The organism is Brucella pituitosa (assembly GCF_965577835.1).
Lineage (GTDB): Bacteria > Pseudomonadota > Alphaproteobacteria > Rhizobiales > Rhizobiaceae > Brucella > Brucella pituitosa.
Genome location: NZ_OZ264092.1, coordinates 2,304,579 through 2,326,409, shown reverse-complemented (window position 1 = coordinate 2,326,409; position 21,831 = coordinate 2,304,579). Strand labels below are relative to the sequence as shown.

Genomic DNA, 21,831 nt, shown 5'->3' with positions numbered 1-21,831 from the left:
ACCTTAATTCGTCTTTGCCTTCTCGTCGCCGGGCAGGACGTAGTCAGTCCCTTCCCACGGCGAGAGGAAGTCGAAATTGCGGAATTCCTGTCGCAGAACGACAGGCTCATAAATGACGCGCTTTGCTTCATCGCTATAGCGAACTTCAACGAAACCAGTCGTTGGGAAGTCCTTACGCAGCGGATGACCTTCAAAACCATAATCGGTCAGAATGCGACGCAGATCAGGGTGGCCGGAGAACAAGATGCCATACATGTCATAGGCTTCACGTTCGAACCATTCAGCACCGACGAAAACCGACACTGCAGAAGGAACCAGTGTATCCTCATCAGCCTGAACCTTCACGCGAATTCGCAGGTTCTGGCGAGGTGAAAGGAACTGATAAACAACGTCAAAACGCTTGGCGCGCTGTGGATAATCAACGCCGGAAATATCCGTCAGATTCACGAACTGGCACTGCACGTCATCGCGCAGGAACGTGAGAACGCTGATCAAGCTCGCAACTGGGACGCTAAGCGTCAGCTCACCATAAGCCAGCTTCGCCTCTTCGATCGCATCACCGAGACGTTCCTTGATATAGCCGGAAAGTTCACCAAGAGCTTCTTCGCTCATATCTCTAACTTCCTTTTTTAGAACCCTATCCATCCTTGGGAAAACAGAACGAATTCTAACAAACCCTCTTGCACAATTCAGACCTTAAAGGCCCGATTAGCGCTCGATCGTACCGGTACGGCGGATCTTCTTCTGAAGCATCAGAATACCATAAAGCAGGGCTTCCGCAGTTGGTGGGCAGCCTGGAACATAAATATCGACTGGAACCACACGATCGCAGCCACGCACTACAGAATAAGAGTAGTGGTAATAGCCGCCGCCATTGGCGCAAGAACCCATCGAAATGACGTAACGAGGCTCAGGCATCTGGTCATAGACCTTACGCAAAGCCGGAGCCATCTTGTTGGTCAGCGTACCCGCAACGATCATCACGTCGGACTGGCGCGGAGATGCGCGCGGCGCGATACCGAAGCGCTCGGCATCATAACGCGGCATGGAAATGTGCATCATTTCCACAGCGCAACATGCAAGACCGAAGGTCATCCACATCAGCGAGCCGGTACGCGCCCAGGTGATCAGAGCGTCAGCAGAGGTGACGATGAAGCCCTTGTCGGACAGTTCGCTGTTCAGGTCATTGAAGAATGCGTCATCAGACCCAATTGGCTTGCCCGTGCGCGGGTCAAGAATACCCTTTGGCTGCGGAGCAATGAGCGTCGAGCCCGACGCCTGATTTGTGCCGGTCAATCCCATTCCAGCGCTCCCTTCTTCCATTCATAGATGAAGCCGATGGTCAAAACACCAAGGAAGAGCATCATCGACAGGAAACCAAACCAACCGATCGCACCGAAGGACACAGCCCACGGGAACAGGAAGGCGACTTCGAGATCGAAGATAATGAAGAGAATCGACACCAGATAAAAACGGATGTCGAATTTCATGCGAGCGTCATCAAAGGCATTGAAGCCGCACTCGTAAGCTGAAAGCTTTTCCGGGTCGGGCTGTCGGTACGCGACTAGAAACGGCGCAACCAGAAGGGCTACACCGATTACCATTGCGATGCCGAGAAAGATGACAATCGGCAAATAGGAACTTAAAAGCTCGTTCATGATCCTTATCCGGCTTGAATACGAGGCTGCGCCGCCTGTCATAAGCTTTTTGGAGCCTACCACCATGCGACACATTGCATCTCTTGCGACCTCGTCGCCTCAAGCAGCTTCAAAAGGCATGCCGTGCGAACTTAAGTATTTGGCGGGACGGTTAGCGCAGCATGCACGCGAGCGCAAGCCCTCCAACGCGAACAGGCGGGTATAGTCCGGTCAAGATGCTGAATAAGAGGCAACATCAAGCCCATATATGCCACCCAAACCCCATATAGCACGAAAACATCATAATTTCGTGAGGAAAAGGCAAACAGCGATCTTTCGCCTTTATCCACCCGATAGAATCAATCGGTTTAAATTGCCGGGCTTTTTCTTGTGACCTATTCAGATGGATCTCAACGCGTTCTAAAAATGCACGACGCGCAGAGATGGCAGATATAATGCAACCCTTAGCGGACAAACTTTACGAGCCGGATTCCATATGAGGCACATGCCTCAACGGTATTTCGGACTCACTTTATATATATGGTCGAAATCGAGCCCAAACGTGAGAGACGCGACTGCACGCCGCCTCGCCGAACAGAACATTCTCTGTGTTCAGAAAATTATCACTGCCCTGATTGCGATTTGCGGAAAGATTTGGCGCATGTAAGCCAATGAGCAAGATTGCTTGCCTTCAATTAACTGAGTGCACCTCTAAAATTCCCAAGGATCACACACTGCGACATCGGTTCGGCTTACAGAATCGATGACTTCAAAAATTTACGCGCCTGAAAGGGCTGAAATTTCAGCCTTGGGCAAAAGACAGGATTCGCAAGGAGAGAGCGTTGGGCACATATCTGCTTGCCAGCGGTGACGTTCTGGTCATTTTGGCCGGAATTCTCTCAGTGGCTTACCTCTCGTGGAAGAAAAAGGCAAAATAGCCTCAGCTTTCAACGCGGAATCACATCGCTCTCTACCTAGCGAATCCCAATTTTCGAAGCAAACTTGCCAAACGCAAAAACCACTGAATCAAAACAATGATTGCAGCGATCAATTTCGAATATTTAATAAAAAGAGAAAAAGAGAAAAAGAACGCGAGGTGCGCCATTTCCATCAGGATTTCTGTTTGATTTCCTGAATGAAAATGGCGCGAGTGACGGGGCTCGAACCCGCGACCTCCGGCGTGACAGGCCGGCACTCTAACCAACTGAGCTACACCCGCGCATTTCATTTTCAGCCGTTTGGCTGGGTAGTCACCGGCGTTTCCGTTCGGTGTGAGCGGTCGTTTAAGGGGTTCTCTCACCAGTGTCAAGCGAGTGGTTTGAAGAAAAAAGAAGAATTTTGTTTTTATTCAAAAAGCCACGCTTTTATAGGCTTCCGAATTTGACCTGTATTATCCACAACGAAGCGCCCCTCACCCGAAGGCATTCAAAAATCACATGAATCGGAATCACGATTCAGGTCAGTGACCATGAATCATACAATTCCCAGTGCTCTATTTGGAATGACTCTGCTCGTTATAATTGATGAGGCCTGTGGATTTTAGCCGGGAAAATAAAAAGAATGCATTTTTGTAATTTTGCGCTTGCACTCTTCGAACGAATTGCCTAAACGGCTCTCACAGCGGCTGACAAGTCAGTCGGGCGATTAGCTCAGTTGGTAGAGCGCTTCGTTTACACCGAAGATGTCGGGAGTTCGAGTCTCTCATCGCCCACCATATTTTCCAATTACTTAGATCGAAAATATGAAGTTCCCTTGAGGTTCAAAGAACCTTGGGACTGCCTGGACAATCCCTCTCTCAGTCCTACCTCCATTCAAAACGGAGGACACCATGAACGGCCCAAAGCACGAGGGCAAGTAATCATGCGAACGACCTTGCTATCGAAGCCGGCCCGTTCAGTTCAGCATATCCTCAAAATATCAGCGAGACTCAGAAATTCGCAATATAGTGGCTATGGGTGCAAAACAACGAACGACCCAATATGGGCATCGGCGGAATTCCCCCTACAGAAGCTGAAACTGCTGCGTAAGCTCTACTGCTCAACTCCGTTAAAAATGGGGGGATTATAGCCTATCTCGCTCAATATCTTTTTCCAGAGGTCTACAAGTTTTCGACCGGTTGCAATGTCCGGATCAAAACTCTGGTGTACCGCTATGCCGCGCAGCACCGACAATATGAGATGAAGTTTTAAGGTGTCCGCTTCGTTGTCGGGTTCAAAACCCACCAACTTCGATACGCGCAAATCACGTATATCAACCCATCGCTTCATTTCATCGCGTAACCTCTGCCCCAATTCGTTATCCAACCGCGCTGCAAGCATCAGTTCAATGGCTGCAATGTATCGCGGGTCGGCGAAGATATTGAGCCACAGCGTTTCAGTTAGTTCAGCGAGTGAATAACGTGTCTCATCCGGATTTGCCGCAACAGGATGAACCACCTCCCAGTCCTCGTGAAGCTGGTGAAGCGCTGCAACGAGCAAATCATTGCGCGAAGGAAACTGGTGTGTCAGCGCGCCACGTGAAACTTTTGCCTTTTGCGCGATCATAGCTGTCGAAATAAGCCCGTGGCCAACTTCAGCGAGCGCTTCAAGTGTTGCCTGGCAAACTCTCGACCGGGTGGATGACGAGCGTTCCGCTTGCGTTTTTCTACGCAAGTGCGCCGAATTTTGAGCCCTGATCGGTTTAGCGGAGCTGTTCATTAGGTGAGGTCTCTACAGATGACAACGGATTAAATAACTGCCTCAATATTAAGCGAACTGCATCGAGAATCAACACATGCGGCCATCCACCCCTTTCTAAATATAAATTAAAACAGTGGCATACACTGGCTTTCAACAAAAAAACAAGCTAGCCTGTTTTTATGTAGACAAACCCCAAACCTCGTGCAAGGATGCGACGAATATACTTGTTGTATACAAGCGTCGAAACTGGCGCATTATGGGGAATGAACAATGACGAGCTTTGTGTTTTTTGGTGGCCAGGTTCTTGATGTTGACCACGGCGTACTCAAGTCGGGACTTGAGGTGCTGGTCGAGGGAGATCGCATTGTTGCTGTCAGTGACCAGCTGATCGATGCTCCAGATGCGCAGAGAATTGATCTTGCCGGCCGCACATTGATGCCAGGCCTCGTCGATGCACATGTTCACGTGGCAGCCACGCTCGTCGATCTTGCTGAGAATGCAGCTCTGCCAACTTCCCTGATCGCTCTGCGCAGCGCGAAGATTATGCGCGACATGCTTATGCGTGGTTTTACAACTCTGCGCGATTTGGCAGGCGCTGATCTTGGCTTGAAACTTGCTGTCGATGAAGGAGCAGTTGAAGCCCCTCGTCTGGTTATCTGCGGTAAGGCCTTGAGTCAGACGGTCGGCCATGGCGATTACCGGAAGCGCTACGACAATCGTCCCTTGCACGAATCGCGACTTGGAAGTCTGGGACGCATTGCCGATGGCGTTGATGAAGTTCGCCGCGCTGCTCGCGAAGAAATCAAGAATGGTGCGCAGTTCATCAAAATCATGGCCAATGGCGGTGTCGCCTCTCCCAATGATCCCATTCACGTGCTGCAATATTCGCGCGAAGAAATTTGCGCCATCGTGGAAGAAGCCGAGAATTACGGGCTTTACGTTGCAGCTCACACATATTCAGACGCCTCCATTCGCCGTGCAGTTGAATGCGGTGTCAAATCCCTTGAACATTGCAATCTCATAACACCTGAAACAGCAAAGCTCGCCGCTGAGGCTGGAGCAATTGCCTGTCCAACACTGGTTGCTTATGAGGGCTTGGCCCTGGAAGGTGCAAACTTCGGGTTAGGTGCGGATTCCCAAGCCAAGATTGATACGGTGCGTCGTGGCGGGTTGGAATCGCTGGCAATTATGCGTGATGCCGGTCTTCCAATGGCATTCGGATCAGATCTTCTCGGGCAACTTCACAAGTATCAATCGATGGAATTTTCATTGCGCGCAAGCGTTTTGACCAATCGCGAAGTGCTGCATTCAGCAACAAGGGTTTCGGCAAAGCTCTGCGGCATGGAAGACGAAATTGGGGTGATTATGCCCGGTGCCTTTGCCGACCTTCTGATTGTGGATGGCAACCCGCTGGAAGATATCACCACATTGGAACGTCACGACGAGTGTTTGACTGCCATCATGAAGGGCGGCGTCTTTCATAAAAACACCCTGGCGGAGTAAGTCGATGGTCCGAGGCAAATCTCTTACAGAGCGCCTGGGACGATTGGGAGCAGCGACAATGATTGCATTCAGCCTTGTGCTGATGCTTCTGCCCCTGGTGCTGGTTTTCTGGCTGTCTGTGATCTCGAATGAGATACTGTCTTTGCCAGTCGAAGGCTACTCACTTCACTGGTTCTCGGAAGCCTTTCGTCAACCTCAGTTTCTGAGTGGTTTCCTGCTTTCTATAGCTGTCGCAAGCTTTGCGATGCTGGCCGGTCTTCTGGTTTCCGTTCCTGCGGCTATGGTGATTGTGCGGCAGAGTTTTCGTGGTCGCAGTGCTTTGATCCAGCTTTTGATGTCACCTCTTACGGTGCCAGCAATCGTTATTGGTGCCGCGCTGTACGTGACGGCTGTTGAAATTGAAATTGCGTCTGGCGCACCGATTGTCGGTTCAACCGGTGTCTTTGTGGCAGGGCATGTTTTGCTGACAATTCCTTGGTGTATCCGCTTACTTCTTGCTTCGCTTGAAGGCGTGAACATGTCTGTCGAAGAGGCTGCAGCATCACTTGGAGCCAAGCCAGCGACAGTTGTTTGGTTGGTAACGCTACCGCTTATCAAGCCGGGGATTTTCGCAGCCGCTGTATTCTCCTTCGTCGTCAGTTTCGGCAATCTGGAGGTCTCTATATTCCTTTCTGGTCCCGGTCAGGTGACGCTTCCAGTTGCAATGATGCAGTATCTGGAATGGAAAATTGATCCGACAATCGCCGCCGTTTCTGTCCTGCAGGTGCTCTTTGTGGCGCTTATGCTGATGATTTCCAATCGCTTTGTAAATATTTCGAGGATGGTCTGATGGCTGACGTTCAAATTCAGGGACTGACCAAAACCTACGGGGCTTTCAAGGCCGTGTCCGATATGACGCTTGAGGTTCATGAGGGCGAATTCCTTATCTTTTTGGGGCCATCAGGCTGTGGGAAGACGACAACTTTGCGCATGCTGGCTGGTTTTATTGAACCAGATGCCGGAACCATGCGTCTGGGAAGCCGGGAAATCACCTACGAGCCGCCGCATCGACGCAATATTGGTCTGGTGTTTCAGAATTATGCGCTTTTCCCGCATCTGAGCATTTTCGAGAATGTTGCCTTTGGTCTGCGCCGCCGAAAGGTGGCGGAACCCGAACTGAAAAGTCGTGTGCAGCATGCTCTGGAACTTGTGGATCTTGCGCATTTGATGGACCGCTTACCAAAGCAGCTATCCGGCGGTCAGCAACAGCGTGTCGCGATTGCTCGCGCTATCGCAATCCGGCCCGACATGCTGCTCCTTGATGAACCATTGTCCAATCTGGATGCACGCTTGCGTCTGCAAGTGCGTGACGAGCTTCGTAGCCTGCAAAAGTCACTTGGTATCACGACAATTATGGTCACCCACGATCAGGAAGAGGCCATGTCGGTCGGCGACCGGTTGGTGCTGATGCGTTCCGGAGTGATTGAACAGATCGGCAATGCGGAACAATTGTACAAGCAGCCCGCAAACCGCTTTGTTGCTGATTTTATTGGTCGTGCAAATTTTCTAACCGGAAAAGCAACTGGAAATGGGAGTTTTACGACCGATGGAGGTGTGCAGTTTCATGCCGCTCAGAGTTCCAACGTGGCAACCGAGGTACTTATCCGACCAGAAGCACTACGTTTGAGCAAAGCGCCCTTACCTTCCGCTCAGAACAATCAGACAGCAATTATCAAAAAGCATGTGTTCCTGGGTGGCATGGTCGAAATTGATCTCGTGCTTGCCGACGGCCAGCATCTGACAGCCGTTGCTTCGCCACGCGAACTCAATGAGGCCGGCATCAACCTTAATCCTGATACCTCGATAACAATTAGCATCGCGCCGGAGGACGTCGTGTTGCTTTAGCCACTCATTCCCGAACGAGGCGGCAGACCTCCGGGAACAGTCAATCAACGATTAAAAGGGGAATTAACATGACCAAAATAAGCAGACGGACTTTTGGAATTCTTTCCGGTAGCCTTCTGGCGTCTACGATGCTGCCTTCTTTTGCCAAAGCCGCTGGACGGCTTGTGGTTGGTACCTGGGGTGGTGACTATCAGAATCTGCAACAAATCAATATCGCGGATGGCACCCTGAAGGGCAGTGGAACACAGGTCATCTATGATCCCGCGACAGATACAGTGCGCAGGGCAAAACTGTTGGCGGAACGGCGTTTGCCGCGCGGATCGATGGATATTGCCTGCCTTACCCGACAGGGTAGCTTTGAGATGTTCCAGAACGGACTGACTGAAGAGCTGGATGAGACCAAGGTTCCCAACCTGAGTAAGGTTCTGCCCTTCATTCGTACAAATTATTCGATCCCGCATATCTATACTGGTCGCGTTATTCTTTATAATCCGAAGCAGGTTAGTCCCGCACCGACGTCCTACGCTGACTTGTGGGACCCGAAATATGCCGGTCGTGTAGGTGTAATCGATCTCCAGTATCAGACGACGATTGAATCTGCCGCGATGATTGCTGGCGGTGGTCCTTCGGACTACGAGCCAGGCAAGGCCAAGCTGCTGGAATTGAAGAAGCAGGGCGTTAAAATCTACCCGACAAATGAAGCTCTCGCACAAGCACTTAAGTCCGGTGAAATCGTAATGTGCATCATGTGGAATGCACGCGGTTACATGTGGAAAAAGGCAGGCATCGATATTGAAATTGCTATTCCGAAGGAAGGCATTGGCCTCTACCTCTCGGATATGAGTGTGCCTAAAAACGCACCAAACAAGGCAGCCGCATATCAGTATCTAAATGCCATGCTTGAACAGACGCCTCAGTCTGCATTTGCAGAGCAGATGGGATATGCGCCGACAAATGCCGAGGTCAAGTTGCCCGATGAACTCGCATCAGCCGTTGATTACACATCAGAGCAACGCGAAAAATTTGTACTCCCCGATCTCGAATACGTCGCGAAAGCGGATGCTGATCTGCAAAACTGGTGGAACAAAGAGTTCAAGGCCTGATTGTTGCCACGGCCTGTCTGGCTTGGCCAGACAGGTACAGCTCTAACTTTCTCGGTATAGCCATGCAAAAAACTTCTTTCTCCGCCGCCGCACTTCTCATGCCTGCGACCGGGCTGGTCATCGTGTTCATGGCCCTGCCGCTGCTCTACCTGTTGCGCTATAGTTTCAATGATTTTGTGCCCGGCGAATTCTTGATGCAGGGCTTCACTTTAGCAAACTTTGCAACATTCTTTACCGACACATATTACCTAAAAGGCATGGGTACGACCCTGCTCATGGCTGGGTCAGTTACCGCAGTCTGCATAATACTCAGCTTACCACTGGCAAACTGGATTTCGCGCCAAAGCGGTAGCCTTAAAACGTTGCTTCTAATGGCAGTTATCTTACCGCTGTTTATCTCGAATGCTGTTCGTGCTGCAGGCTGGATGGTGGCTTTCGGTCAAACCGGTGTACTTAATTTTCTTCTCATGAAGATCGGTATCATCGACACGCCACTGACGATCATGCAGACACCGACGGCGGTGTTCATCGGCATAACTGCAGTCAATCTTCCCTATGTCGTTCTGACTCTGCAAAGTGTTTTTGAGGGATTGGACGAGAATATTGATTACGCCTCAGCAAGCCTCGGGGCGTCGCCATTGCAGAGCTTTATGCTTGTCCGCTTGCCACAGATCATGCCTGGCCTTCTTGCAGCTTCGGTTCTGTCTTTCATTCTGACTATGAATGCATACGCCACGCCGGTACTTCTTGGCGGTCCATCTTTCCGAATGATGGCACCGATGATTGTGACGGAAATACTGAACAAGGCAAACTGGCCGCTCGGTGCAGCCCTCGCCTTTATTCTGCTCACCGTAACGGTCACGATATCTGTGCTTGCCGGGCTCTTTATTCGCCGCCGATACTAATCGGTATTTAGATCTGGTTGAGCTTTAAGACGTAGCGACTACGCGCTTCAATAAAAGCTAAGGATATGTCGCGGTCGAGTTAGCTCTCCGCGCCAGTCCGCCACTACGTCTTAAATACTTCTCTCTTAGAGCATGATTTCGAAAAGTGGGAACCGGCTTTCGGATAAAGTCATGCTCAAGCAAAAGTTTAGAACGGGATAACGATTCAACTTAAAAACATCACGCTCTAATCTGATAAATTGCGCTCGGAGGAAATCAGCACAACAAAAAAGGCCGGGGCAAAAATGCACCGACCTTCCTGATCATCAATGTCTACCAGTGCCAGTACATCCGTGGTCAAAAGCGTCAATTGATGGAGGCTATTGCGAGCGACAGACGCGTTCCAGCGCTCATAAGCAATGCCTATGTCGCGTCGTATAAACCGACATTGTGTTCAAAGAAAGTTTGTTCGCAAAAACTCAGGCGCGGCGAGCAAGCTTCAAGCCTCTGTTAAGCGCCAGAAATGCAATAATAAGCACGGCACCCAGTCCATAAGCCAAAACGTCAAGCCAGTCAGGTGTTGCGCCAAGAATAATCCGCAGGGCTCGATTGCCAATTTCAACACCCGTTATTTTTGCGAGATACTGGCCCAGCTCGATAGCAGCTCCAACCAAGAACGCTGCAAAAGCCAACAAAACCCTGTTCCCGTCAATCATGATGCGGAATGCTGAATAGACAAAGATCACTGCGATCACATCGCCAAGAAAGCTTCTTATCCAGCCCAGACCAGCGCCTGCCGTGGCTAAGAGAGCCAACGCGACGAGCAGAGCAATGGTTACGATGAGAGCAGGTAGAGAAAACTTGAACTGCACCAAAGGACTCCTGAAAGTCAGCCGCAGAAAGCTTTGGAACGCAAATTGTTAACCAGAAACAATTGAATTAAAATCCGCCACCCCTGCAAAGCGTGCGGCGCGGACCTTGCCGAATTTGCTTTCATCAACGACGAGATGCTTCTGCAATGCTCGCTGCATCGCCATTTGTTTGACCGGCACTTCATGGAAATGAGAGCAGGTTACACCGTGCTGTTCATCGACCCCGCCTGCTGACAAGAACGCCTTGTTGATATTGATCCGCTTGAGCACTTCAATACCCTCGTCGCTCGAAAAAGATGCCGCTTCGGGATGATAAACACCACCAAGCACGATCAGCCGGACATCATCCCGACGAGATAGAATCTCGGCAATATTCAGGGAGTAACAAACCACGGTGATATGCTGGTTGTGCGGAATCAACTGCGCCAGATGCGGAGTTGTCGTGCCACAATCGATGAAGACAGTATCATGCGGCTCGATAAGCGCGACCGCGGCGGCACATGCCTGCATCTTGGCATTGGCGTGACAGTCTTTTTCAAAATCAAAGACATAATCGCTGCCGTTTCCGTTATCCTGCACCGGAATAATGTAGCCACCCAAACAATTGAGCGGCCCGGTATCATTGCCAATATCACGCCGGATTGTCATCTCCGAAACGCCGAGCCTCAAGGCCGCATCGCGAATACGCACGACCCCTGTTTCATCCACAAGGGCTGCGAGTTCGGCAATCCGTTCGTCTTTACGGCTGATTCTGCTCACTGATTCCCCATTTCGGTTGCTGCTCACCTTCGTTTAGCTTGCCGCATCAATTGGTGCAATTGCGACGACACATACTTGACAGGCCGAACAGAAATATGAAACGATCCAAACATAATGATCGAATTGTAACATTATAATTCGCATTATCGGGAGATTCTGACAACAAGAATTTATGGCAACGGCAGCGCGTCATGCGGCCGGTGCCAAAGAGAGGAATTTGCGGCCTTTAGCGCTGCAAAGGAGGAGACACTGGTGTCAGCAACAAACTGCAAAGCACCAGCGTAGAGATAAGTAGTCACCAATCTCGTCTGACGATGATGCGTTTGGGCGGGGGCTATTCGTTTCCAGGGAGGAAATACCGGTGAAGAAGTTTATAGCGTCCATGGCTATTGCCATGTCTGTTGCCGTGCCACATGCTTTTGCTGAAGGCGTCGTCGATACATCCAAGATCAACAAAGATCTGATCACCACTGCCAACGACAAGAAATACACGATTGCGACAGTCGTTAAGGTCGACGGGATTGCCTGGTTCGACCGCATGCGTGATGGTGTCGAACAGTTCAAGACAGATACCGGTAACGACGTATGGATGGTCGGCCCGAGCCAGGCAGATGCTGCGGCTCAGGTGCAGATCGTCGAAAATCTGATTGCACAGGGCGTTGACGCCATTGCCATCGTGCCCTTCTCCGTCGAAGCTGTTGAACCAGTTCTGAAGAAGGCGCGTGAACGCGGCATCGTGGTCATCAGCCATGAAGCTTCCAACATTCAGAACGTCGACTATGACATCGAAGCCTTCGACAACAAGGCTTACGGCGCCAATCTCATGAAGGAACTCGGCAAGTCGATGGGTGGCAAGGGCAAGTATGTTGCTACTGTCGGCAGCCTGACGTCCAAGTCGCAGATGGAATGGATCGACGGTGCCGTCGAATACCAGAAGGCCAACTTCCCGGAAATGGCAGAAGCAACCGGCCGTCTCGAAACCTATGACGATGCGAACACCGACTATAACAAGCTTAAAGAAGCGATGACCGCTTATCCGGACATCACCGGTATTCTCGGCGCTCCAATGCCAACTTCTGCTGGTGCTGGCCGTCTGATTGCCGAAGGTGGCCTTAAGGGCAAAGTCTCCTTCGCAGGCACGGGTCTTGTGTCGGTGGCCGGTGAATACATCAAGAATGACGACGTTCAGTACATTCAGTTCTGGGACCCGGCAGTTGCTGGCTATGCCATGAACATGCTGGCCGTCGCAGCACTTGAAAAGAAAAACGACCAGATCAAAGCCGGTCTCAATCTGGGCCTGCCGGGCTATGAAAGCCTGCTTGCGCCGGACGCTGCAAAGCCAAACCTGCTCTATGGTGCTGGTTGGGTCGGTGTAACCAAGGAAAACATGGATCAGTACGATTTCTAATCGTTGCTGAACCGGAGAAAGAGGCCCTCGCCTCTTTCTCCTTCTCCATCTGCATTTGCATTTGCAGCCTTGTACGAGGCCTTCATGACTGAGAATCTCATCGAATTGCGCCATATCGGCAAGCGCTTCGGCGGCGTTAAGGCGCTGGACGACGTATCTCTTGCCATCAAGCCGGGCGAAATTCACTGCCTTGCAGGCGAAAATGGCTCTGGCAAATCCACTGTAATCAAAATCATGTCTGGTGTTTACACGCCTGAAGACGGTGAAATCCTTATCGACGGCAGGACCGTCGGCAAGCTTGATCCCGTCAAATCCGTGCATCACGGCATTCAGGTTATTTATCAGGACTTCTCGCTATTCGGGAATCTGACGGTCGCAGAGAACCTTGCGATCAATACATTTCTCATGGAAGGCCGCAAGGCTGTGGACTGGAAGCGCGTGCGCGAACTTGCGCAGCAGGCGCTCGACCGTCTTGGCGTTCAGATGGATCTGGATGCCGATGTGGACAGCCTGCCGACCTCCGGCAAGCAGATCGTAGCAATTGCGCGCGCCGTTATGGCTGATGCGCGGCTTCTGATCATGGATGAACCTACAACCGCCCTCACCCGGCATGAAGTCGATGCGCTGTTCAAGATCGTGCGTGATATTCAGGCGCAGGGTATCGCCGTACTCTTCGTCAGCCACAAGATGCGCGAAATGCTGGAAATCAGCGAGCGGCTCACGGTTTTCCGCAATGGCAAGAAAGTCGCGGAAGGCCCTATCAACGAATTTGACGAACCGGCAATCACCCGTGCCATGACCGGCCAGGAGTTGACGGCGCACAGCTATCATTGGGCTCCGCGCGATGGAGCGACCAGCCCACCAAGCCTTGAAATTGAAAATCTGATTGTTCCGGGTGCAGTTGAAAAAGCCAGCCTTACGCTCCATGCCGGTGAAATTGTAGGTATTTCTGGTCTTATCGGCTCTGGTCGCACCGAGCTTGCCTTGGCTCTCTTCGGCATGAAGCCGGATTTCACCGGCACTGTTCGTATCGAAGGCAAGCCTGTTCATCCGAAAACCGTACAGGAAGGGATCGCCTGTGGCGTCGCCTATGTACCGGAAGACCGTCTCACAGAGGGGCTTTTCCTGACCCAATCGATTGAGCGCAACATCATCGTCACTTCCATCGAGAAATTCGTGCGCGGCCTCTTCATCGACCGCAAGAAGGCTGACACCACGACGCGCGACATGTTTTCGGCAATGCACATTGTTGCCCCTGGTCCGCATACGCCGGTCAATCACCTGTCAGGCGGCAATGCGCAGCGCGTGGTGCTGGCACGCTGGCTTTTGACAGGCGCGAAAGTGCTGATCCTCAACGGGCCGACTGTCGGTGTCGATGTCGGCTCCAAGGCTCAGATCCACAATATCATCCGCAAGCTTGCCCGTGATGAAGGTCTCGCCGTCCTGATGATTTCCGACGATGTGCCCGAGTTGGTGCAGAACTGCAATCGTGTGCTGGTGATGCATCGCGGACGTTTCGTCGACGAACTTTCCGGTGAAACCATGACCGAAGATGCCGTCAATGACCGGCTCAAGACGCTGAATTGAGGAACCGGCACATGAAATTCTTTCGCAGCACCGAATCCATCATTGCCTGCGTGCTTTTCGCGGCGATGGTCATTATCGGCCTCATCAATCCGGCTTTCTGGTCGCTGGACAATATCTTCGGCCTTCTGCGCTCCAATGTCGTGATCGGCATCATGGCGCTCGGCGTTCTGCTGGTGATGATTTCCGGCGGCATCGACGTCTCCTTCACCGCCTTTGCCATCGCGGCCATGTATCTGACCGTCCGCGCCATGGTCTATCTCGGCTATGACGGCGTGTTCATTCCGTTCGTGGCGGCGACACTGATCGGCCTGCTGCTCGGTGCATTCAACGGTTTCATCATCCATCGCTTCAAGATGATCCCGCTGATCGTGACGCTCGGCACCGGCTCCATCGTACGCGGGCTGGTGCTGGGCCTTGTCGGCACCAGCATCGTCAACATCAACAAGATGCCGAAGGAATTGATCGAATTCGGCAAGACAGATGTGATCTCACTGACATCAGCCTCCGGCACGGCGTTCGGCCTGACCGCAATGTTCCTTGTCTATCTGGCGCTGGCGCTGCTGATCCACATGGTCCTCAATTATACGATGATCGGGCGCAGCGTTTATGCCTATGGCGGCTCGCCGGAAGCGGCAAAGCGCGTCGGCTTCAATACGCGCCGCACCATCTTCTTCGTCTATTGCGTGGCCGGAGCGCTCGCAGGTTTCGCGGGCCTTCTGCATTCCTCGATGATCTGGCTTGCCAATCCGCGCGATTTCGTCGGGCTGGAGCTGGACGTGATCGCAGCCGTGGTTCTGGGCGGCGCATCAATCTTCGGCGGACGCGGCACGGTTCTCGGTACGCTTATGGGCGTCTTCATGCTCGTGATGGTCAAAAACTCTCTCATCATCATGAAGGTAGACACCACGTGGCAGCGCGTCGTGGTCGGCCTCATCATCATAATCGCTACAGCCATCACCGCATGGCGCGATCGCAAAAGCATCGCCTGAAGGGAGAACGCGACATGAAACAGTCTTTCGACATGCGCCGCATCCTTGGCGGAGACAACAACATCATCCAGCTCATCGTCATCACCATACTGGTCTTTGCGCTGATGACCTGGATGAACCCGGACAAGTTCCTGCGCTATTACAATTTTGAATCCATCAGCTACATCATGCCGGAGCTGGGCATCCTCTCGGTCGCCATGATGATTGCCATGCTGACAGGCGGCATCGATCTTTCGGTGGTGGGCATCGCCAATCTGGCGGGCATCGTGGCCGGGGTTTATTTCCACTCAAGCATGGTACAGGCGGCACAGACGTCGGGTTCCGGCATGCTGTTCTACACCATCATCGGCATATTGCTTGCCGTGCTGATCGGCCTGCTATCGGGACTGGTCAACGGCCTGCTCATAGCCAAGCTCCGCATCACGCCAATCCTTGCCACACTCGGCACCGGACAAGTGTTGATGGGACTTGCTCTGGTTCTGACCGGCGGCCCGGCCATCGTCGGTTTTCCCGATGCATGGAACTGGGTCGGCAACGGCAAGCTGTTCGGCGTCGCCACACCTTTCCTGTTGTTCATTGCGGTTTGCATCGTCGTGGCAATTCTGCTGACACGCACGACGCTCGGCATCAATCTCATGCTGATCGGCACCAATCCGCGTGCTGCCGTCTTTGCTGGTATCCGCAAGGATCGCATGGTCCTCTATTCCTACATGCTCACCGGCGTGCTTGCCTCCATAGCCGGGATCATTCTTTCGGGCCGCACCAATGCCGCCAAGTCGGACTATGGCGCATCCTATCTGCTGCAGGCCGTGCTGATTGCCGTCCTCGGCGGCACCAATCCGGCAGGTGGAAAAGGACGTGTTCTGGGCGTCGCCATCGCGCTGATTGCTCTGATGCTGCTTTCCTCCGGCTTCCAGATGATGCGGTTCTCCAACCACCTCATCGATTTCATCTGGGGCGCTTTCCTCATTCTCGTCATCGCGATCAACGCATCGCGCAATCAGGGCAGGTGATCCCTTATGCAGGACATCGAATTTCATCTTCGCCGTCAGGATTTTGTCCAACAGCCGCATGTCATCGCCAACACTTACGGCCTCAGCGTCACTGCCTTTCGCTATCCAAGCGGTATCGAGGCGCTGCTGGTCGAGAACGAACGCGGCAATATCATTGTGCTGCCTTTCATGGGGCAGATGATATGGGGTGCAGAGTTTGACGGCATCGAGCTGACCATGGGCAACAGCTTCTCCATGCCACGCCCGGCAACCACCATCGTCGAGACCTATGGCTGCTTTGCGTTCCATAGCGGCATCCTGCGCAATGGCTGCCCTTCGCCTCAGGACAATCATCTTCTGCATGGCGAAATGGCCTGCGCAAAGATGGACAAGGCCGGTCTTCTCTTCGGCCATGACGAGCGCGGCGTCTTTGTCGAAATCACCGGCGAATATGAATATGTGATGGGCTTCGGCGCGCATTATCTGGCGCGGCCAAGCGTGCGGCTTTATGCCGATGAAACTCTGTTCGACATCACCATGGATGTCGAGAACCTTTCATCCGCTCCGATGGAGCTGATGTATATGTGCCACGTCAATTTCGCTTATGCAGAAGGTGCGCGGATCGTCCAGCCGGTGCCCTATACGCCGGATCACGTGCAGGTGCGCACCGCCGTTCCCGGCCACGTTACGCCCAATGATGATTACCTGTCGCTGATCGATGAACTGGCCTCCGACCCAGCCGCGATGGAAGTGCTGGACGAACCGGAGCGCTACGATCCCGAGCAGGTCTTCTATATTCGCGGACTGCCGAAAGATGCCGAAGGCAACACCCATCTGATGATGCAGCTTCCCGAGGGCGACGGATTTGGCATTTCCTACCCGACCGAAATCTTCCCAAAAACCGTGCGCTGGATTCTCGTGAACGGGGACGCTCAGGTTGCAGCCTTTGCTCTCCCCTCGACCTGCGAGCCGGAAGGCTATCTGGCGGAAAAGGCCAAGAACAATGTGCAGGTGCTGGCATCGGGTGAGCGCGCCGTTTTCCCCGTACGCGTCGGCTATCTCGATACAGCCGCCGCCGAACAGTTTGAAGCCACGATCAAGGCACTCTGAAATTTCAAAGGAACGTCTCATGACCAGAAAGATCGGAGTGGTCGGCTCCAACATGGTGGATCTCATCACCTATGTGAACCGTATGCCCGGCCCCGGCGAAACACTGGAAGCCCCGACATTTGAAATCGGCTGTGGTGGAAAAGGCGCCAATCAGGCCGTGGTTGCCGCGCGCCTTGGCGCAGATGTGATGATGGTCACGCGTGTGGGCGACGATATTTTTGCCGACAACACCATCCGCAACCTGAACCAGTTCGGCGTCGATACGCGCCATGTGTGCAAAGTGCCGGGCAAATCGAGCGGTGTAGCACCCATCTTCGTCGAGCCATCGGGGGAAAACTCGATCTTGATCGTCAAAGGCGCCAATGCCGATCTTCTGCCTGCCGAAGTCGACAAGGCTGCCGACGATCTGAAAGCGTGCGGCCTCATCCTGATGCAGATGGAAGTTCCGGTCGAGACAGTCTACCACACCATCGCTTTTGCGGCTGAAAACGGCATCGAAACCATTTTGAATCCTGCGCCTGCTGCCGCCGATCTTGATCCCGAACTGATCCGGCAGGTGACCTTTCTCGTGCCGAACGAGAGCGAGCTTGCAATCCTCTCCGGCCTGCCGACCGGCACGGACGATGAAATCGTCACCGCAGCGCGTTCGCTGATCGCTCGCGGCATCCGCACCGTCATTGTCACGCTCGGCGGACGCGGCGCGCGCATGATTACCGCAAGCGAAATCGTCAATATACCACCGGTCAAGGTCACGCCCAAAGACACCACCGGCGCGGGCGATGCCTTTATCGGCTCCTTTGCCCGCTTCTACGCCGGGACCGGCGATGTGGAAGCCTCGCTTCGCAAAGCAGCGCTCTACGCGGCCCATTCCATCACCCGGCCCGGCACGCAGAAAGCCTATGCCAGCCAGGAAGAATTCGAAACGTTCTGCCGCGATCACGCCCCCTTGATCGAACGCGCCTGATCGTAATTGAACCTATGAACGGATAATGAAATGACCGAAGCCCTTCCCCGCAATAACGGGACACCGCTCAAGCCGGAATGGTTTGAGGATGTATCCGTCAATCGCAGCGCTTCCGAGCGCCGTGCTGCTACGATTAGCGCCCGCCGTTCGGTGAAAAAGGAATATCAGGCGGCGTGGCTCATCCGCGCCATCCAGTGCATAGACCTCACCACGCTTGCAGGCGACGACACGGCGGGCCGCGTGCGCAGGCTCTGCGCCAAGGCGCGCCGCCCGGTACGCGAGGATATTCTGGAAGCGCTCGGCCTTGCAGATGCAGGCATCACCACAGGCGCGGTCTGCGTTTATCCCACCATGGTGCCCCATGCCGTGAAGGCGCTTGAAGGTTCCGGCATTCCGGTTGCCTCGGTGGCGACGGGCTTTCCCGCCGGGCTGACGCCGCTGCCGCTCCGCCTTGCTGAAATCACCTATGCCGTCGAACAGGGCGCGCATGAAATCGACATCGTGATTACGCGCGAGCATGTGCTGACACAGAACTGGTCAGCGCTTTACGATGAAATTGCCGCCATGCGCGAAGTCTGCGGGGATGCGCATATGAAGGCGATCCTCGCCACCGGCGATCTCAATACACTCACCAATGTCTATCGCGCCTCGATGGTGGCGATGCAGGCAGGCTCCGATTTCATCAAGACCTCGACGGGCAAGGAAGACGTCAACGCCACCTTGCCAGTGAGCCTGACCATGGTGCGGGCACTGCGCGATTATGGCGAGCTTTCCGATCAGAGTGTCGGCTTCAAACCTGCAGGCGGCCTCAAGACCGCCAAGGATGCGCTCGCCTGGCTCACACTGATGAAGGAAGAACTCGGCAATCGCTGGCTGGAGCCCGATCTGTTCCGCATCGGCGCATCGTCGATGCTTGGCGATATCGAACGGCAATTGGAGCACTTCGTGACAGGGCGCTACTCCGCCACCAACCGTCACGCCGCTGCTTAAACTTGGAATTTCGCATTCTCCTACGCAAAACCGCTTCGCACTTTTGCTGGAAATGCTCGTAAGGAAAATTTGAAATGCGACCCATCAAGGACATCCTGAAGACCATGGAATATGGACCTTCCCCCGAAGCAAACGGCGATGTGAACCTGTGGCTGGAACAGCATGGCCGTTCTTTCGGCCACTATATCAACGGGGCCTTTGTCAAACCGGAAGGCCGCAAGGCAATTTCGGTTGCCAATCCGGCCAATGGTGACAAGCTCGCCGACATCATCTGCGGCAATGCGGATGATGTCGATCAGGCGGTGAAAGCTGCCCGCACCGCTTTCGGCAAATGGTCCAAACTTTCGGGCTATGAGCGGGCCAAGTATCTCTATGCCATCGCGCGCCATATTCAGAAGCGCGAGCGTTTTCTGGCCGTGCTGGAAACCATGGATAACGGTAAGCCGATCCGCGAAACCCGCGACATCGACATTCCGCTCGCCGCCCGTCACTTCTATCACCATGCAGGCTGGGCCGAGATGGTTGAAGACGAATTCAAGGGCTTTTCGCCGGTTGGCGTCTGCGGTCAGGTCATTCCGTGGAATTTCCCGCTTCTCATGCTTGCCTGGAAGATCGCACCAGCTTTGGCCGCCGGTAACACGGTCGTGCTGAAACCCGCCGATCTGACGCCGCTCTCGGCCATTGCCTTTGCCGAGATCTGCCATGAAGTCGGCCTGCCCGCCGGTGTCGTCAACATCGTGCAGGGCGATGGCACCACCGGCGCGGAAATCTGTGGCCATGATGGCGTGGAAAAGGTGGCCTTCACCGGCTCGACACAGGTCGGTCGTGTCATTCGCGAGCAAATTGCCGGATCGGGCAAGAAGCTGTCGCTGGAACTGGGCGGAAAATCGCCCTTCATCGTCTTTGAAGATGCCGATCTTGATGCCGCAGTTGAAGGCGTGGTCGATGCCATCTGGTTCAATCAGGGCGAAGTCTGCTGTGCGGGTTCGCGCCTGCTCGTGCAGGAAGGCATTGCCGAGCGCTTCTATGCCAAACTCAGAAAGCGTCTCGAAAGCTTACGCGTCGGCGATCCGCTCGACAAATCCACCGATGTCGGCGCCATCGTTTCACCCGGTCAGGTGAAGCGCATTTCCGATCTTATCCAAAAGGGTATCGACGAAGGCGGCGAGCTCTGGCAGACGCCAAACCCGCTGCCAGCCAAAGGCAATTATATCGCTCCCGGCTTCTTCACCGATGTGGATCAGGCCTCAACCGTCTGTCAGGTGGAAATTTTTGGGCCGATTGCGGCAGCAACAACCTTCCGCACTCCCGATGAAGCCGTCTCGCTTGCCAACAATACGCGCTACGGGCTTGCCGCGTCGATCTGGTCTGAAAATATCAATGTCGCGCTCGATCTTGCTGCGCGGGTGAAGGCCGGCGTCGTCTGGATCAACTGCACCAACATGCTGGATGCGGGCGCAGGCTTCGGTGGCTACCGCGAAAGCGGGTTCGGTCGTGAAGGTGCACGCGAAGGCATGTACGAATATCTCGTCTCCGATTGGGAGAAAGCACTCCCCTCGGCCAAGGTTACGGACGCCTTCGTGCCATCAGCTTCACCCTCCGGCGATGACAAGATCACCATCGACGGTATCGACCGCACGATGAAGAACTATATTGGCGGCAAGCAGGCCCGCCCGGATGGCGGCTATAGCTATTCGGTCACTGGCAAGGGCGGCTCGGTCATCGGGCAGGCAGGCATCGGCAACCGCAAGGACATCCGCAATGCGGTGGAAGCTGCAAGCAAGGCTGGAAGCTGGGGCGCGGCGACGGCGCACAACCGAGCGCAGGTACTCTATTATCTTGGTGAAAACCTCGATGCACGCCGCACGGATTTCGTGGCACGGCTGATCGAAAACACCGGCATCAGCGGGAAAAAAGCGGAAGAGGAATTTGAAACCGCGCTGCGCCGGATTTTTTATTATGCCGCGCAGGCCGACAAGTTCGATGGAGCGGTTCATTCCACCAAGTCGCGTCATGTGACACTGGCAATGAATGAACCTTGGGGCGTGATGGGCATCGTCTGCCCCGACGAAGCGCCGCTTCTATCGTTCGTTTCGCTGATACTTCCCGCCATTGCCATGGGCAACCGCACGGTGGTCGTACCTTCGAGCCGTCATCCGCTGATCGCAGGTGATTTCTATCAGGTGCTCGACACATCCGATGTGCCGGGCGGCGTGGTCAACATCGTCACCGGCGAACGCGATCTTCTGACGAAGACACTTGCCGAACATGATGAGGTTGCAGCGCTCTGGTATTTTGGTTCACGCGAGGGCAGCGCCATGGTCGAAAAGGCATCAGCGGGCAATCTCAAGGCCACATGGGTCAGCAATGGCCGCCAGCCCAACTGGCTCAACAAGACGGAAGGGCAAGGCCGGGATTATCTGCGCCGCGCCATTCAGGTGAAGAATATCTGGGTGCCTTACGGAGCATAA

At 53.8% G+C, this 21,831-nt stretch carries 19 protein-coding genes, 2 tRNA genes and 1 pseudogene; 15 read left to right on the top strand and 7 right to left on the bottom strand.

The annotated features are described in order from the left end of the window. Positions 1–3 precede the first annotated feature (3 nt). The 4 genes from ACSME1_RS11240 to ACSME1_RS11225 all read right to left on the bottom strand — a co-directional run bounded on the left by ACSME1_RS11240 (position 4) and on the right by ACSME1_RS11225 (position 2,856). A complete protein-coding gene (locus tag ACSME1_RS11240; RefSeq protein ID WP_024897476.1) occupies positions 4–612 on the bottom strand; it encodes an NADH-quinone oxidoreductase subunit C in 609 nt (202 codons plus the stop codon). 96 nt (positions 613–708) lie between these two features. After that, positions 709–1,302, bottom strand: a complete 594-nt coding sequence (locus tag ACSME1_RS11235; protein WP_100559201.1) for a NuoB/complex I 20 kDa subunit family protein — start codon at positions 1,300–1,302, stop codon at positions 709–711. After that, the gene (locus ACSME1_RS11230) at positions 1,293–1,658 is read right to left on the bottom strand and encodes an NADH-quinone oxidoreductase subunit A (RefSeq protein WP_007874537.1); all 366 of its coding nucleotides are present in this window, start codon (positions 1,656–1,658) and stop codon (positions 1,293–1,295) included. The genes ACSME1_RS11235 and ACSME1_RS11230 overlap by 10 nt, the downstream gene beginning before the upstream one ends. A 1,121-nt stretch (positions 1,659–2,779) precedes the next feature. Continuing rightward, positions 2,780–2,856, bottom strand: a tRNA-Asp gene (locus tag ACSME1_RS11225). A gap of 419 nt (positions 2,857–3,275) precedes the next feature. On the opposite strand from ACSME1_RS11225, the gene ACSME1_RS11220 reads away from it, so the two are divergent. Both ACSME1_RS11220 and ACSME1_RS11215 read left to right on the top strand, forming a co-directional pair. Next, positions 3,276–3,351, top strand: a tRNA-Val gene (locus ACSME1_RS11220). A gap of 196 nt (positions 3,352–3,547) precedes the next feature. Continuing rightward, positions 3,548–3,664: pseudogene (locus tag ACSME1_RS11215) on the top strand (IS3 family transposase); the annotation flags it as partial. A gap of 3 nt (positions 3,665–3,667) precedes the next feature. Here ACSME1_RS11215 and ACSME1_RS11210 read toward each other — a convergent pair. Next, positions 3,668–4,333: a TetR/AcrR family transcriptional regulator gene (locus tag ACSME1_RS11210; RefSeq protein WP_105706751.1), complete on the bottom strand. Its 666-nt coding sequence runs from the start codon at positions 4,331–4,333 to the stop codon at positions 3,668–3,670. Between the two features lie 252 nt (positions 4,334–4,585). Here ACSME1_RS11210 and ACSME1_RS11205 point away from each other — a divergent pair, with 252 nt between their 5' ends. From ACSME1_RS11205 to ACSME1_RS11185, 5 genes are all read left to right on the top strand, one after another. Continuing rightward, complete coding sequence (locus tag ACSME1_RS11205) at positions 4,586–5,818, top strand: metal-dependent hydrolase family protein (RefSeq protein ID WP_105706752.1); 1,233 nt, start codon at positions 4,586–4,588, stop codon at positions 5,816–5,818. A 58-nt stretch (positions 5,819–5,876) separates the two neighbouring features. Continuing rightward, positions 5,877–6,647: an ABC transporter permease gene (locus ACSME1_RS11200; RefSeq protein WP_051514755.1), complete on the top strand. Its 771-nt coding sequence runs from the start codon at positions 5,877–5,879 to the stop codon at positions 6,645–6,647. After that, positions 6,647–7,702: an ABC transporter ATP-binding protein gene (locus ACSME1_RS11195; protein WP_024897471.1), complete on the top strand. Its 1,056-nt coding sequence runs from the start codon at positions 6,647–6,649 to the stop codon at positions 7,700–7,702. Before ACSME1_RS11200 ends, ACSME1_RS11195 begins: the two co-directional genes overlap by 1 nt. A gap of 68 nt (positions 7,703–7,770) precedes the next feature. Further along, entirely contained in the window at positions 7,771–8,805 is a 1,035-nt protein-coding gene (locus ACSME1_RS11190; RefSeq protein WP_036567218.1) for an ABC transporter substrate-binding protein, read from the top strand. Positions 8,806–8,867: 62 nt separating this feature from the next. Continuing rightward, the gene (locus tag ACSME1_RS11185) at positions 8,868–9,710 is read left to right on the top strand and encodes an ABC transporter permease (RefSeq protein ID WP_235822332.1); all 843 of its coding nucleotides are present in this window, start codon (positions 8,868–8,870) and stop codon (positions 9,708–9,710) included. Between the two features lie 458 nt (positions 9,711–10,168). Here ACSME1_RS11185 and ACSME1_RS11180 read toward each other — a convergent pair whose 3' ends face one another. Next, positions 10,169–10,561, bottom strand: coding sequence for a DUF2809 domain-containing protein (locus tag ACSME1_RS11180; protein ID WP_024897468.1), 393 nt, complete (start codon positions 10,559–10,561; stop codon positions 10,169–10,171). Positions 10,562–10,609: 48 nt separating this feature from the next. Then, positions 10,610–11,320, bottom strand: coding sequence for a DeoR/GlpR family DNA-binding transcription regulator (locus ACSME1_RS11175; protein ID WP_100559215.1), 711 nt, complete (start codon positions 11,318–11,320; stop codon positions 10,610–10,612). Between the two features lie 361 nt (positions 11,321–11,681). On the opposite strand from ACSME1_RS11175, the gene ACSME1_RS11170 reads away from it, so the two are divergent. The 8 genes from ACSME1_RS11170 (at position 11,682) to ACSME1_RS11135 (ending at position 21,831) form a co-directional block, all read left to right on the top strand. After that, positions 11,682–12,728, top strand: a complete 1,047-nt coding sequence (locus tag ACSME1_RS11170) for an autoinducer 2 ABC transporter substrate-binding protein (protein WP_024897466.1) — start codon at positions 11,682–11,684, stop codon at positions 12,726–12,728. 84 nt (positions 12,729–12,812) lie between these two features. Continuing rightward, positions 12,813–14,315, top strand: a complete 1,503-nt coding sequence (locus ACSME1_RS11165) for a sugar ABC transporter ATP-binding protein (RefSeq protein WP_024897465.1) — start codon at positions 12,813–12,815, stop codon at positions 14,313–14,315. 11 nt (positions 14,316–14,326) lie between these two features. Then, entirely contained in the window at positions 14,327–15,304 is a 978-nt protein-coding gene (locus tag ACSME1_RS11160; protein WP_105706753.1) for an ABC transporter permease, read from the top strand. A gap of 14 nt (positions 15,305–15,318) precedes the next feature. Next, positions 15,319–16,317, top strand: a complete 999-nt coding sequence (locus ACSME1_RS11155; protein ID WP_024897463.1) for an ABC transporter permease — start codon at positions 15,319–15,321, stop codon at positions 16,315–16,317. A 6-nt stretch (positions 16,318–16,323) separates the two neighbouring features. Then, entirely contained in the window at positions 16,324–17,406 is a 1,083-nt protein-coding gene (locus ACSME1_RS11150) for an aldose 1-epimerase family protein (protein WP_105706755.1), read from the top strand. A 19-nt stretch (positions 17,407–17,425) separates the two neighbouring features. Continuing rightward, complete coding sequence (rbsK, locus tag ACSME1_RS11145; protein WP_435654923.1) at positions 17,426–18,370, top strand: ribokinase; 945 nt, start codon at positions 17,426–17,428, stop codon at positions 18,368–18,370. A 30-nt stretch (positions 18,371–18,400) separates the two neighbouring features. After that, complete coding sequence (gene deoC / locus ACSME1_RS11140; protein ID WP_105706757.1) at positions 18,401–19,360, top strand: deoxyribose-phosphate aldolase; 960 nt, start codon at positions 18,401–18,403, stop codon at positions 19,358–19,360. Between the two features lie 74 nt (positions 19,361–19,434). Beyond that, positions 19,435–21,831 (top strand): aldehyde dehydrogenase family protein, encoded by a 2,397-nt coding sequence (locus tag ACSME1_RS11135; RefSeq protein ID WP_181153637.1) that lies wholly within the window; start codon positions 19,435–19,437, stop codon positions 21,829–21,831.

Excerpts from the sequence above, each read along its gene's own strand:
- ACSME1_RS11200 (WP_051514755.1), top strand. The coding sequence starts at position 5,877 with ATGATTGCATTCAGCCTTGTGCTGATGCTTCTGCCCCTGGTGCTGGTT.
- ACSME1_RS11210 (WP_105706751.1), bottom strand. The coding sequence starts at position 4,333 with ATGAACAGCTCCGCTAAACCGATCAGGGCTCAAAATTCGGCGCACTTG.
- ACSME1_RS11235 (WP_100559201.1), bottom strand. The coding sequence starts at position 1,302 with ATGGGATTGACCGGCACAAATCAGGCGTCGGGCTCGACGCTCATTGCT.
- ACSME1_RS11230 (WP_007874537.1), bottom strand. The coding sequence starts at position 1,658 with ATGAACGAGCTTTTAAGTTCCTATTTGCCGATTGTCATCTTTCTCGGC.
- ACSME1_RS11155 (WP_024897463.1), top strand. The coding sequence starts at position 15,319 with ATGAAACAGTCTTTCGACATGCGCCGCATCCTTGGCGGAGACAACAAC.
- ACSME1_RS11240 (WP_024897476.1), bottom strand. The coding sequence starts at position 612 with ATGAGCGAAGAAGCTCTTGGTGAACTTTCCGGCTATATCAAGGAACGT.
- ACSME1_RS11195 (WP_024897471.1), top strand. The coding sequence starts at position 6,647 with ATGGCTGACGTTCAAATTCAGGGACTGACCAAAACCTACGGGGCTTTC.
- ACSME1_RS11135 (WP_181153637.1), top strand. The coding sequence starts at position 19,435 with ATGCGACCCATCAAGGACATCCTGAAGACCATGGAATATGGACCTTCC.
- deoC (WP_105706757.1), top strand. The coding sequence starts at position 18,401 with ATGACCGAAGCCCTTCCCCGCAATAACGGGACACCGCTCAAGCCGGAA.
- ACSME1_RS11150 (WP_105706755.1), top strand. The coding sequence starts at position 16,324 with ATGCAGGACATCGAATTTCATCTTCGCCGTCAGGATTTTGTCCAACAG.
- rbsK (WP_435654923.1), top strand. The coding sequence starts at position 17,426 with ATGACCAGAAAGATCGGAGTGGTCGGCTCCAACATGGTGGATCTCATC.
- ACSME1_RS11205 (WP_105706752.1), top strand. The coding sequence starts at position 4,586 with ATGACGAGCTTTGTGTTTTTTGGTGGCCAGGTTCTTGATGTTGACCAC.
- ACSME1_RS11165 (WP_024897465.1), top strand. The coding sequence starts at position 12,813 with ATGACTGAGAATCTCATCGAATTGCGCCATATCGGCAAGCGCTTCGGC.
- ACSME1_RS11185 (WP_235822332.1), top strand. The coding sequence starts at position 8,868 with ATGCAAAAAACTTCTTTCTCCGCCGCCGCACTTCTCATGCCTGCGACC.
- ACSME1_RS11190 (WP_036567218.1), top strand. The coding sequence starts at position 7,771 with ATGACCAAAATAAGCAGACGGACTTTTGGAATTCTTTCCGGTAGCCTT.
- ACSME1_RS11160 (WP_105706753.1), top strand. The coding sequence starts at position 14,327 with ATGAAATTCTTTCGCAGCACCGAATCCATCATTGCCTGCGTGCTTTTC.